The 12,681-nt window shown below is 33.3% G+C and carries 10 protein-coding genes and 2 pseudogenes; 3 read left to right on the forward strand and 9 right to left on the reverse strand.

The features are described from left to right. The 3 genes and pseudogenes from THESIDRAFT1_RS13850 to yabN form a co-directional block, all read right to left on the reverse strand. A pseudogene (locus tag THESIDRAFT1_RS13850) lies at nt 1-491 on the reverse strand (group II intron reverse transcriptase/maturase); the annotation flags it as partial. Between the two features lie 453 nt (nt 492-944). Beyond that, the gene (locus THESIDRAFT1_RS04785; protein WP_003869740.1) at nt 945-1,220 is read right to left on the reverse strand and encodes an HU family DNA-binding protein; all 276 of its coding nucleotides are present in this window, start codon (nt 1,218-1,220) and stop codon (nt 945-947) included. 78 nt (nt 1,221-1,298) lie between these two features. Then, nucleotides 1,299-2,786, reverse strand: a complete 1,488-nt coding sequence (yabN, locus tag THESIDRAFT1_RS04790) for a bifunctional methyltransferase/pyrophosphohydrolase YabN (protein WP_006569706.1) — start codon at nt 2,784-2,786, stop codon at nt 1,299-1,301. Nucleotides 2,787-2,938: 152 nt separating this feature from the next. On the opposite strand from yabN, the gene THESIDRAFT1_RS04795 reads away from it, so the two are divergent. Continuing rightward, entirely contained in the window at nt 2,939-4,249 is a 1,311-nt protein-coding gene (locus THESIDRAFT1_RS04795; RefSeq protein WP_004398806.1) for a helix-turn-helix domain-containing protein, read from the forward strand. 18 nt (nt 4,250-4,267) lie between these two features. Beyond that, nucleotides 4,268-5,500, forward strand: a complete 1,233-nt coding sequence (locus THESIDRAFT1_RS04800; protein ID WP_003869737.1) for an MFS transporter — start codon at nt 4,268-4,270, stop codon at nt 5,498-5,500. 24 nt (nt 5,501-5,524) lie between these two features. On the opposite strand, the pseudogene hydF reads toward THESIDRAFT1_RS04800, so the two are convergent. From hydF to THESIDRAFT1_RS04815, 3 genes and pseudogenes are all read right to left on the reverse strand, one after another. Further along, a pseudogene (gene hydF, locus THESIDRAFT1_RS04805) lies at nt 5,525-6,747 on the reverse strand ([FeFe] hydrogenase H-cluster maturation GTPase HydF). A gap of 69 nt (nt 6,748-6,816) precedes the next feature. Continuing rightward, entirely contained in the window at nt 6,817-8,202 is a 1,386-nt protein-coding gene (locus THESIDRAFT1_RS04810) for a sensor histidine kinase (protein WP_006569707.1), read from the reverse strand. Continuing rightward, the gene (locus THESIDRAFT1_RS04815) at nt 8,203-8,892 is read right to left on the reverse strand and encodes a response regulator transcription factor (protein WP_004398809.1); all 690 of its coding nucleotides are present in this window, start codon (nt 8,890-8,892) and stop codon (nt 8,203-8,205) included. Between the two features lie 230 nt (nt 8,893-9,122). Between THESIDRAFT1_RS04815 and THESIDRAFT1_RS04820 the strand changes: the two genes are divergently transcribed. Beyond that, a complete protein-coding gene (locus THESIDRAFT1_RS04820; RefSeq protein ID WP_003869733.1) occupies nt 9,123-9,500 on the forward strand; it encodes a desulfoferrodoxin in 378 nt (125 codons plus the stop codon). Nucleotides 9,501-9,519: 19 nt separating this feature from the next. Here the strand turns inward: THESIDRAFT1_RS04820 and THESIDRAFT1_RS04825 are convergent, their stop codons facing one another. Genes THESIDRAFT1_RS04825 through THESIDRAFT1_RS04835 form a run of 3 tightly spaced genes read right to left on the reverse strand, consistent with a single transcriptional unit; the run spans nt 9,520 to nt 12,681 of the window. Further along, nucleotides 9,520-10,839 (reverse strand): MFS transporter, encoded by a 1,320-nt coding sequence (locus THESIDRAFT1_RS04825; protein WP_006569708.1) that lies wholly within the window; start codon nt 10,837-10,839, stop codon nt 9,520-9,522. Then, on the reverse strand, nt 10,829-11,905 hold the full coding sequence (locus THESIDRAFT1_RS04830; protein ID WP_006569709.1) for a nitrilase-related carbon-nitrogen hydrolase: 1,077 nt from the start codon (nt 11,903-11,905) through the stop codon (nt 10,829-10,831). Before THESIDRAFT1_RS04830 ends, THESIDRAFT1_RS04825 begins: the two co-directional genes overlap by 11 nt. Before the next feature lie 5 nt (nt 11,906-11,910). After that, complete coding sequence (locus tag THESIDRAFT1_RS04835) at nt 11,911-12,681, reverse strand: carbon-nitrogen hydrolase family protein (RefSeq protein ID WP_003869730.1); 771 nt, start codon at nt 12,679-12,681, stop codon at nt 11,911-11,913.

Raw genomic sequence — 12,681 nt, forward strand, 5'->3', positions numbered from 1 at the left:
CGTCCTGGTCTGAATCCATAACTGCTATCTAGAAAATGTATGGTTGTAGTACTTTATTCTAGTATTTGGGCTATTGCTTGTTGTATTAGTCTATCTAGTGCTGTAGGTATTCCTAGTAGTCTTACTCCTCCATCTGGTTTGGGAATTTCTACTCTTCGCACTGGTTGTGGTTTGTATTTCCCCTCCAGCAGTTGTTGTTTTATGGTTGGCCAGTTTTCTTTGAGATACGGTAGAAGTTCATCTACTTCCATCCCATCGACTCCATGGCTTCCTTTATTTGCAACAACGCGCTTGTATGCTGCTTCCATGTTCCCTCGTTCTACTATCATTTCAAGCATCTTGCCGGTATATCTTTGTACCTCGTTTCTTCCATCTTCCGACGCCGATGATATACTATGCACTTCCGTTGTCTTTTGAAATTCCATTTCTCTATTCAACGGATAGCCTCTTTGTTGAGTTGTCTGCAGTCTCTGCATATCTTTCGAGTCCATAAGATTTCCAAAACCTCCTAACGTTCGGTCCTTCCTTATCTATTCATGTCTAGATAAGTACTATGACCTCTGCTGACTTCTCAAGGTTCAACCATACATCACTGTATGGGTTGTCACTTCAGATTTTACTTCCATGACTTATCCTTGAGACCTCCCCGGGTAAGAACGATAACTTTCATCTCATATATCTGCCAGATTTACTGTATGGGATTCGGGTAGTGTTGGACTTCGTTTTGTTACGCAAACTCATCCATCCCAATTCAGCCTCTTATCTGGTTCTTGTTCATCAGACCGAGATTTTGCCTTAAGCTTCCTTCAGATTCCACCTCACGATGGACACCCTTGCTCTTGGCTAGTGGTTCCCACTACCAAGCCCACAGCGGACTTTCACCGCCTAGTTATCGCCCATGCCGGGCGCACGTAAGAAAATCAGGTCATAAAGACCTGATTTTCTTAAGAATTTACTAAATCCTTCAACGCTTTTCCTGCTTTGAAGATAGGAGCTTTTGAAGCAGGAATTGTTATTTCTTCTCTTGTCTGAGGGTTTCTTCCTTTTCTTTCTGCTCTTTCTCTTACTTCAAATGTACCAAATCCTACTAATTGAACTTTGTCACCGTTTTTCAATGCTTCTTCTACTGCCTCGATGAAAGCATTCAATGCCTTTTCAGCATCCTTTTTTGTTAACTCACTTTTTTCTGCAATTTTCGCAACAAGATCTGCCTTATTCACAACAATACCTCCTTAGTTTTAAATATGTTTTACTCTTATTTATTCTTCACAAAATCGAAAAATCCTGCTAATATACGCTTATTTTTCATTTTTTTTATCAAATTTATTCATCTTTGCTTCATTCCATAGCTTATCCATGTCATCTAATGTCATTTCATCCAATTTTTGTCCATTTTTTGCTGCAGTTTTTTCTATGTATTCAAATCGCTTTATAAATTTTTCCACTGTGTTGTGAGTTGCGCTTTCTGGTTCTACATCTAAAAATCTAGCTACATTTACCACTGCAAAAATTAAATCTCCAACTTCCTCAATAATCTTTTCTTTATCTTTCCCTTTATACACCTCCTTTAATTCTTCTAACTCCTCATAAACTTTAGAAATTGCATCCTCAACCCTCTCCCAATCAAAACCCACCTTTGCTGCTTTTTCCTGGACCTTATAACTTCTGATAAGAGCAGGCATATGCTTTGGCACATCTTTTAAAACTTCCGTATAAGAATTTAAATTCTTCTCCTCTTTTTTCAACTCATCCCATTTTTCTAATACGGCTTTAGAAGTTTTTAATTCTACGGTCCCAAAAACGTGAGGATGCCTCCAAATCATCTTTTTGCATATGCCATCTACTACATCGCAAAAATTGAATGTTCCCCTCTCCTTTGCAATTTGTGAATGGAATACAACTTGTAAAAGCACATCTCCTAACTCTTCTGCCATCTTATCCTCAGATTCTTTCTCAATCGCATCAATTAACTCATAACTCTCTTCCACCAAATATTTTTCAAGGCTTTGATGAGTCTGCTCTTTATCCCATGGACATCCCTTTTCACTTCTTAAAATTCTCATTATCTCTAAAAGGTCATATATGTCATACTTTTCTTGAAAAATTTTTTGAACAGGAGGAATATATAGCGAAGTAAGATAATCGATCCAATCAATTCTATCAATCATATAAAGTGGCATCGTTTCTATCACTTGTCTACCATTAATTCCTGCATTTTTTATTAAAGTTACAAGATAATTATCGCCATATATTTCTGACAGCTTTAATTTCGCTTCTGAGGCGACAAATTTATCATATATTTGCACTACTATATTATGGCATCTTTTATCCGGCTTTTGAGTATCTAAAGATAAAGCGTCGATTATTTTCAACCCATAAATAGGGTCAATTTTTAAATCGCTTATAATTGCATCAATAAAAGAAACAGCTGGTATAACTTCTACTGATATATCGGCACAGTCTTTGCAAAAGTTTAATATGTACTCTACTGATTTTTCTGCAACATGGGGATGCCCCGGCACAGCATATACCACATTTCGATATTTTCTTGCTATATCTATTATTTCCCGAGCAATATTTTCATAAACTTCCTCAAAAGTCATACTTTTTTCGTATATTTTATCAAAAGTTTCAAAAATAATTTCTTGCTCTTTAAGATATGAAACAATAGGATGTTTTTCGGTCCTCAAAAAGACTTTATCAGCTCTTTTCATCTTTTCCAATACTCCTACTGTAATAGTATCTGGTGAGCCCGGTCCTAATCCTACAATAAATAGTTTATTCACAAAAACCACCTCTAACATTAAAATGTACAAATAATATTATATCACTTATCATAATTTTTATATAATTAAATTTACTCTGTACAAATCTGTTGAAAAAGTTGCCAAATTAAATTATAATATATTTTAGCATCTGCATTAAGGAGTGGTATTACATGGATATGGTAGAATTAGGCAAAAGAATCAGGGAAGAAAGAAAAAGGCAATTCTTAAAACAAGGAGATTTATCAGGGGATGAATTTTCAAAGGGCTATATAAGTCTTATAGAAAAAGGTAAGATAAGCCCTTCCTTGAAAGCTTTAAATTTCATAGCTCAAAAGTTAAATAAGCCAGTTGTTTATTTTTTAGATGAGGATTATGTCGAAAAAGAAGAATTAAAAAAAGAACTTGCAAAATACAAAAATATTTTAGAAAAGTTCTTAACTGCTCAAAAAGCTTTTGATAACAAAAATTATGAGGAAGCTATTAAATTATACATCGATATTTTAGACAATGCAATAGATGAGTATTCAACAAATTTGATAAATTTTTACCTAGCCAAATCTTATTTTGCTATCAAAGACTATACAAAAGTTCTTGAAATTTTAGATAAAATATCTCCATATTTTGAAAAAAGCTCATTGACTGAAATTATAGTAGAAATGCATTACATGAAAGGATTGTGTTTGGGCAATCTGCAAAAATTTCAATCATCATTGGAAAATTATTTAAAAGCTTTAGATGGTTTTGAAAAATACTCTTTAAAACACACACAGTTGAAATCCCGCATACTTTATAGTATAGCAAATTTATACAGTAAAATGGGAGAATTTATTAAAGCAAGAGATTATTATATGAAATGCCTTGAATATTCTACTCAAATTAAAGCAGTAGATTTTATTGCTTTGTCAAATAATGGACTAGGACTTGTAAATCACGAGCTTAAACAATATAAGGATGCTTTAAAATATATAAGGCGTGCTATTCTGATAAGTAAAACCCTAAACTTAAAAGAAGATATTGCTAATGAATACAATTATTTAGGTTTTGTATATACAGATTTAAAAAAGTATGATATTGCAGAAAAATATTTTGTAAAGAGCTATTCGATGTATAAAGATTTAGGAAATGAAAGAGGAATGGCATACAATCTCACAGAAATCGGAAGAATTTACTATTTAAAAGAAGATTATCCCAAAGCATTAGAATATTTAAATCAATCTTTAGAAATCGTAACAAAACTAGGAGAAGAAGAAGAAATGGGTAGAATTTATACAATATTAGGAAATTTACATTTAAAACAAGGCCAGTTCGAATTAAGTGAAAAAGAACTTTTAAAATCTGTAGAAATACTCAAAACCCTTGGCCTTAAAAAGGACTTGTCCGAAGCCTATAAAGGATTGGGAAATCTGTATATTGCCCTAAATAATCCAGAGGAAGCTAAAAAATATTTTAATCAATCAATAGAGCTGTTATATGAAAATTAATAGCAAGGAGAAAAATAAATGAATACAGTGGAAAAATTAGAATATTCTTTTCCTGCTCTTAAACACAGAAATTTTAGGCTCTTCTGGTTTGGACAAATGATTTCCCTTATAGGCACATGGATGCAAAATATAGGCCAAGGTTGGCTAGTTCTTAAACTGACAAATTCGTCTTTTTTATTGGGGCTAGTAAGTGCTGTTCAGTTTTTACCTGTGATGCTTTTTTCTCTATTCGCAGGCGTTGTAATAGATAGATTCCCAAAGAGAAAACTAATTTTATTTACACAGTCAAGTTTTGCAATTTCTGCCTTTATCTTGGCCACTTTGACTGCTTTAAAGATAATAAATTATTGGGAAATCTTGGCTTTGGCTTTGTTTAATGGCTTTTTGAATACAATAGATATGCCAGCAAGGCAATCTTTCATCATTGACTTAGTTGGCAAAAAAGATTTAATGAATGCCATTGCTTTAAACTCTGCAGTGTTTAACGCAGCAAGAATAGTAGGACCAGCAATTGCAGGAATATTAATTGGCAAATTAGGATATGCTGTATGTTTTTATTTAAATTCTGCAAGCTTTATTGCTGTAATAATAGGACTCATATTAATTACCGTAGAAGGAAAAACGCCAAAAACTAATGATGTCAAAGCAAAGATTTTTGATGACTTAAAGGACGGGTTAATATACATCAAAAATACTCCAATTATACTCACCACGATACTCATGATTGCAATTTTAAGCACTTTCTCAATGAATTTCAATGTATTAGTTCCCGTTTTTACTAAAGATGTACTTCACAGAGAAGCTACTGGTTATGGTATGCTTATGTCAGCAATGGGAACAGGAGCACTAATTGGAGCATTGGTACTGGCTTCAATAAGCAGAAGAGGAGTAAAACCCGTTTATTTGTTTGGCGGTGGCATAGGTCTTGGAATTTTTCAAATCCTCATAGGAATACAGAGTAATTATCTATTAACAGCTTTACTTTTAGCTTTAGCAGGGTGGTCTATGATAACTTTTAGTTCCTCCGCAAACACTACTATACAAATTAACTCTGCAGATGAATTCAGAGGAAGAGTAATGAGTGTTTATTCTTTGGTTTTTGGTGGAGTAACTCCTATAGGCTCATTGTATGCTGGTACATTATCTCAAAAGTTTGGCTCCCACATAACTTTTATAGTAAGTGGAATAATCGCCCTTTCGTATACACTTTATGTCTTAGTGTTTCAATATAAAAAAGTGTATAAAGTATAATGTTTTTCCCATTCTAATTTTTTTCTACTCTTCCTCATATATCCTTTTTGCCTCTTTAAATATTTCAATAGCCCTTGGAAGAAGCCCATTGACATAAGCAATTAAAATTCCATAATTTACGATAGGTATTTTTTTCTCTTTAGCGTAAGAAATCCTATAAAGCATCTCTCTTCTATTTAGCATACAAGCTCCACAATGAACAATTAAACTGTAAGATTCCAAATCCGCAGGAAATGTCATACCACTAGACCAGCTAAATTGCAAATTCTTTCCTGTTTTTTGTCTTAGCCAACGAGGTATTTTAACTGTTCCTATATCATCTTCTTGTCTGTGGTGGGTACACCCTTCTGCAATTAAAACTTTATCGCCCTCCTTTAATTTTTCGATAACTCTTACCCCTTTTACAAGCTCCTCTAAATCTCCTTTATATCGGGCAAAAAGTATTGAAAATGAAGTGAGAGGTATGTCAGGAGGAACAATAGCACCAACCTTATTAAAAACTTGTGAATCTGTAATAACCAAAGAAGGCTTATTATTTATGCTTTTTAATGCTTTGTCCAATTCTGTATCTTTTACTACTAGTGCTATACCGCCAGTGTCAAGAATGTCCCTTATAGTTTGTTGCTGGGGAAGTATAAGCCTCCCCTTTGGAGCTGCTTTATCAATAGGCACAACTAAAATCACTAAATCACCAGTTTTTATCAAATCCCCTACCAATTTTATACTATCATCGCTTGGTGCTTTTTTTATTATCATCATTTTAAGTTCTTCTATTCCTTCTTTGTTTCTAGCAGAAACTTCTATCAGTTTTAGATTTAATCTTTTTTCCCATTCTTTTTTTGTAATTGTGAATAATTTGACAAATCTTTTTTATTAATAACCCCTACAACTGGGATGTTTTTCTCCGTTATTATCTGTAAAATCTTTTCCTCAAATTCTGTAACTCCTTCTGTACCATCAATCACAAGAATAGCGAGGTCTGTTTTATTTAGAACTTCATAGGTCTTTTTTACTCTCAGCTCTCCAAGAGGCCCTACATCATCTAATCCTGCAGTATCAATAATTACCACTGGTCCGATTGGAAGTATCTCCATAGCTTTTGAGACAGGGTCAGTAGTAGTGCCTGCAATATCAGACACAAGAGCCACTTCTTGATTTGTTAAAGCATTAATGAGACTTGATTTTCCCGCATTTCTTCTACCGAAAAGCGCAATATGAAGTCTAGATGAGGTAGGCGTGGTATTCATATTTAAATCTCCTTTCATAAAAAATAACCTATATAATGAATAATACAAATCAAGGAGTTTGTCAATAATTTATCTATCTTTTAAAGGCAACTCAATAGTGAAAACACTACCTTTTCCTACCTCGCTTTCTACAGTAATAGTCCCTTTGTGTTCTTCAATTATCTTTTTAGAAATAGCAAGTCCCAATCCTGTGCCACTGTATTTATTATTTTTACCTCTATAAAATTTATCAAATATATATTTTATTTCCTCTTGCGGAATTCCTTGTCCCTGGTCTTCAATCCTTATTACAGCTTTTTTGTCCTTTATGTCAAGAAACACCTTAACATATTTTCCTCTACTACAAGCTTTTATTCCATTGTCAATTATATTCACTAATACTTGTTTTAATCGATTTACATCCCCATTTATGACAACCCTATCAATCTTTTTTTTGCAAATTAAATTTACTCCATAATTGCTAGCATGAGGTCTTAAAATTGCGACTGTATCCTCTATCAATTTATCTAACTCTACTTCTTCAAAACTTAGTTTAATCTTATTTAATTCTATCTTAGAAAAATCCAAAAGTTCATCCACTAAACGAGAAAGCCTATCTGTTTCTTCATCAATAATGTTCAAATACTCATATAGTTCACTATTTTTTTCTACCAAATCCATCGCAGTTATCGCGAATCCTTTTATGGAAGTAAGAGGTGTTTTTAATTCGTGAGAAATATTGCTTATAAATTCATTTTTCATCTCTTCTAAGTGTCCCAATTCTTCGGCCATTTTGTTAAAAGAATCCGCAAGTATTCCTATTTCGTCATTTGAAGTTTTCTCCGCTCTCACTTTAAAATTGCCCTTTGCCATTTCCTGAGTTGCCTTTTTTACCATTTCAAGAGGTTTTGTTAATTCATTTGCTATAAAAAATCCTATTATCAACGCAACTAAAGAAGACACTGTCAAAACAAGCGCTAAAAATAAAACCAGTCTTTTTATTATGTTGGAAACTTCCTCCAAAGAAGAAGAAAGCCTCAAAATTGCCACATAATTTAATTTGTTTTTTACAGGAACCGAAACGTGTAAAACTCTTTCATTATTGATTTTTTCTGTATAAACTCCACTTTCTCCAGAAATAGCTTGTATGACATCCGGGGTGAGTATTTTGACAGGGACAGGAGTAGATGAAAGTGTGGAATCTCCTAAAAGCATACCTTCCATATTTAAAACCTGAACTTGAGCATTAGTATCTGTAGCAAGCTTTTTAACTACATCTTGGCTTATTGTATATATATCTGCATCAATGTAGCTGTCAAACACACGAGAAAAAGAAGTGCCCTGAGAAGTTAATATCTCAATTATATTGTCAATATAATATTTTTCAAGAGTTAAAGTAGATATGACTCCGAAAAAAATTATTATCATTGTAATCAATAAAATATATGAAATGGTAAGTTTAATCTTTATACTCATTTAGTTTCCCCCAAAATAGTACCCAACTCCCCATTGGGTATGTATATATTTCGGCTGGTCAGGATTTACTTCAATTTTCTCCCTCAATCTTCGTATATGTACGTCCAAAGTTTTCGTATCCTCGATAAAAGAATCGCCCCATATAGAAGCAATAAGTTCCTCTCTCTTTACAACTTTTTTCCTATTTGTCATCAACATCTTTAAAATCTGAAATTCTCTCGGAGTAAGAAAAACCTCCTTTCCTCTTACAAAAGCCTTATTCTGGATCAAGTCCAATTTTATTTCATCATATTCCAACAAATTGATACTTTTACTTGAAGCATTAAATTCATAAACCCTTCTTATAACCGCTCTTACTCTGGCGACAAGTTCTCTCGGGTTAAAAGGTTTTGTTATATAGTCATCTGCTCCTAGCTCTAAGCCCAAGATTTTATCCACATCCTGGCTTTTGGCTGTCAAGATAATTACTGGAGTATTCACTTTCATGGCTCTTATCTTTTTCAAAAGTTCAAAACCACTTATGTCCGGAAGCATTATATCCAACACTATAACAGAAAACCTTTCCCTTTCTAATAAATAAAGTGCCTTCTCACCCTCATGCACTATTTCAGTCTCGTAGTATTTATCCAAATTTATTTTTACAAATTTAGCTATATTAACATCGTCTTCAATTACCAATATTTTGTGCATTTTACCACCTCCTCACCATTATATTATCATACTTTTATAAAAATTAACAATTGCATTTTTCAATTGTCCGATATTTGTAACTCAATTTATAAAAAATTTTTCCCTCCCTCTTGAAACTTAAAAAATTTTAATGTATTATAAATATAGAAGATAATATATTTCCGTTAAAATATATTATCTTCTGAAACTTAATTTTAATTTCACACTTTTACATAGAAGGAGGAATAAAAATGGCTGATTTATATGGAGTTTACAAATGTGAAAAATGTGGAAATATAGTAGAAGTACTTCACGAAGGGGTTGGCACTTTAGTCTGCTGTGGTGAACCAATGGTAAAAATGCAAGAAAAAACAGGAGATACAGGCACAGAAAAGCACACACCTGTTATTGAAAGAAATGGAAATATTGTAACAGTAAAAGTAGGAAGTATACCTCACCCAATGGAAGAAAAGCATTGGATTGAATGGATTTCTCTCTTAGCTGATGGGGTATACATGAGAAAAGTATTAAAACCAGGTGAAAAGCCTGAAGCAGTTTTTGTAACAGATGCAAAAGATTTAAAAGCGTGGTCCTACTGCAATTTGCACGGTCTATGGAAATCTGAATGAAAATAAGGGCAAAAAGCCCTTATTTTTTACTCTCTAACTTATACCTCTCCAATTCTTTTTCTGTCAAAGAATATTTATTAAACACAATTAAGCTTAGTATAATTATAGCACCTGCTAAAGGCCCACAAAGCTGTAAACCAAGCGGATTTTCTGCATTATACCCAAAAATCTTAAATAAAAGTGGAGTTACAAGAGAAGAAATCCCTATTACTATTTTTATTATAAATCCCTGAGCTCCAAAAAACATTCCCTCTCTTCTTTGCCCTGTCTTAATCCCATCCAATTCCGCTATATCAGCAATCATTGCATTAGGTACTACAAAGAATACAGAAAGCGGTATACCAGCTAATAAAATGATAATTATAGAAACTGTCTTATTAAAAACAGTCCCAAAAAGTCCAGTAAGAGTTAAAATGAAAGCAAATATTATAGAAAACACCATAAGAAGTTTTTTCTTTCCGTATAATAGTGTAAGCTTCGGCACAAAGAAGCTAAACAAAACTGCCACAACAAATGCACCTGCAATCATAAAGCCAGAATCTTCAGCTGGAGTCTTTAAAAGCACCTCAGTTATATAAGGCATTGCTATAGTCAAGGTATTTATGCCAAACCACAAAGCTGTTGCTGCAGTAAGGTAATACATAAAATCCGCATTTGCCAAAGTCATCTTAATAGAAGTAAACATCCCCACTGTAGGTATATTTTCTTCCTCTATTTTTTCTTCTTTTACAAAAATAGGCGTAAGCATTAAAGTAATAAAAGCAAAGATTCCCAATATAATTCCCATAATTTTAAAATTAAAAATCCCAATCAGAATTCCCGACCCTGCTTCTGCTACCATAACACCTATAATCTGCGTTATCCCTTGCATCATAGTAAGTGTAATTCTTTCTTTTGCATCTTTAGTTATTTCAGGTATGAGAGCAAGATACGGCGCCACAACTGCAGTAAAAGACACAAAAAATAAACTTAATACAAAAGTGAGATAAACAAAATTTACTATTGACACCTCAGAAACAGGAGGAAACCATATCATTATAAAAGAAATCATCAAAACAGGTGAGCCAAATAGCACAAAAGGTATTCTCCTGCCCATTTTGGTATTTAATTTGTCAGAATAATAAGCAACTATTGGGTCAGATATGCCGTCAAATATTCTCGCAACTATCATAGAAAAACCTATAAGGCTTATTGGTACAAGTATCTTAAGCCCTTGAGTATTAAATGCTGGAGGAGTGTAATAATATTGATACCACTTTACCGCAGTCTGTGTAAATATGGAAATTCCTAAATACCCCAAAGAATACATAAAAAGCACAAAAAATCTATTATTTTTCATCTTTTACCCTCCTAAAATTCTCATACACCTTTTCATAATAATCCTTCTCAAATTCCTCATTCACATCTTTAAAGTATTCCGCTTTTTCCCTTACTTCATATAGCCTTTCAATGTCTAAATCGGAAGTTACGACATAATCACCTTCATAATGAGGCGCAATTGCAATTATTCCATCTTCATTTTCAGTCATATCAATGGGAGCAAAAATAGCTGCTTTCCCTGTAAAGTGAATTCCTCCTATCCATCCGTTTAAAGAAGCTTTTGCACCATAAACGTACGACTCCTGTACCCTTGGCCATATTCCCCTTAAAGCTCTCCAGAAATTGTACTCCTCCATATTGGCAATAGGCAGTATTACAATTTCCGCCCCCTTTTCAAAAGCCATTCTAAAGGTCTCAAAATATGTGGCATCCATACAAACAGGGCATGCAATCTTACCTATATCAAGAGAAAATACTTTAAGTTCCTCATCCCTCTTTATACCAATCTTCTCTTCAAAATCTGTCAAATGAATTTTCTTCTGCCTTCCTAAAATCTCACCTTCTCTTGATATTAACGTGCCACCATTGTACAAATTGCCATTTTCAGTGATAATATAACTTCCTGTGTAAATATAAATTCCATACCTTTTAGCAAAATCCCTCATTATCTTCTCATAAGCCTCTTGATAAGCTTTTGATATAGATTTAAATATAACTTTGAGTAATCCTTCTCCACCACCTTCGCTATTTGAAACCTCTTCACTTTTTGCCTTTTTATTTAGAAAATTATTTAGCTTGCCAAATCCGGGAATAAGCCCTAACAAATCAAAAAAATTGTATTCAGGAAAGGCTACTATATCACTTCCTTTTAATGCTGCCTCTTCTACAAATTTTCTCATCCTTTCGGCATATTCTTCAAAAGAATTTGTAACTTTTATTTCCCTCTCCACACATGCGACCCTTACTTTCCCTTTTTTCTTTAAAATAAAATTTCCTCTTGAAAACCCATGTAATCTTCTTAAATAGTTATTAACTTTTTTCTCAGACATTTTGCTTTCAAAAACAATCTCTAAAATGTTTTTCATATCAATCACCTAAAAATCCCTTTATAGGAGTTTATATTAAGTTGTTTTATCACATCAAATTTAGAAATAGCTTTTTGTCTCTCTACCTCATTAAGTTCCGCAATTATTATATTAGAATCTACTTCCTTGGCAAGAAAACCATCATCGTCTTTTGTCATCTCTAAAGGAGCATGTATAGCTGCCTCTGAATAAAAGTTATTTCCTTTATACTCTCCTTTAAATCCACTTTCAATTGCAAAAAACAAATTTTGCTGCACATTTTGCCATACCCCTGCTATCTGCCTTGCAAAATTTCTCTGTCCTTTTATTGCAACAGGTGAAAGCACCAGATTGACACCTTTTAAAGCCGCATATCTTGAAACCTGAGGATAAAACACATCAGTAGAAAGAATTATGCTAATTTTATATCCCTTTATATCTACAATTTTAAGAGCCGTATCTCTTGATAATCCTAATTCTCTCTCCCACCTTGCAAGGTATAACTGCCTTTGAAATAGTTTAATCTCTCCATTTAACATTACAAAAGAAGAATGATAAACTTTTCCGTCGTGGTTTTCAAAATAACTTCCCGGATTTATAGCTATGTCTTTATACCTCAATGAAAAATCCCTAATTTTTTCTATAAAATCCTCTTCAAAATCACATACCTCTCCAGTAAGAGCGGGAAAAACCACAAGGTCAACTGCCTTTTCCTCGCATTCTCTTAAAACCTCCTCATATTTTCTTATACAGCTTCCGCTATCACCCCTTTTAAAAACTGCTGCAGCTACTCTCAT

This window comes from Thermoanaerobacter siderophilus SR4 (genome assembly GCF_000262445.1).
In the GTDB taxonomy this organism is placed as follows: Bacteria; Bacillota; Thermoanaerobacteria; order Thermoanaerobacterales; family Thermoanaerobacteraceae; genus Thermoanaerobacter; species Thermoanaerobacter ethanolicus.

Excerpts from the sequence above, each read along its gene's own strand:
- THESIDRAFT1_RS04795 (WP_004398806.1), top strand. The coding sequence starts at position 2,939 with ATGGATATGGTAGAATTAGGCAAAAGAATCAGGGAAGAAAGAAAAAGG.
- THESIDRAFT1_RS04800 (WP_003869737.1), top strand. The coding sequence starts at position 4,268 with ATGAATACAGTGGAAAAATTAGAATATTCTTTTCCTGCTCTTAAACAC.
- THESIDRAFT1_RS04810 (WP_006569707.1), bottom strand. The coding sequence starts at position 8,202 with ATGAGTATAAAGATTAAACTTACCATTTCATATATTTTATTGATTACA.
- THESIDRAFT1_RS04815 (WP_004398809.1), bottom strand. The coding sequence starts at position 8,892 with ATGCACAAAATATTGGTAATTGAAGACGATGTTAATATAGCTAAATTT.
- THESIDRAFT1_RS04820 (WP_003869733.1), top strand. The coding sequence starts at position 9,123 with ATGGCTGATTTATATGGAGTTTACAAATGTGAAAAATGTGGAAATATA.
- THESIDRAFT1_RS04825 (WP_006569708.1), bottom strand. The coding sequence starts at position 10,839 with ATGAAAAATAATAGATTTTTTGTGCTTTTTATGTATTCTTTGGGGTAT.
- THESIDRAFT1_RS04830 (WP_006569709.1), bottom strand. The coding sequence starts at position 11,905 with ATGAAAAACATTTTAGAGATTGTTTTTGAAAGCAAAATGTCTGAGAAA.
- THESIDRAFT1_RS04835 (WP_003869730.1), bottom strand. The coding sequence starts at position 12,681 with ATGAGAGTAGCTGCAGCAGTTTTTAAAAGGGGTGATAGCGGAAGCTGT.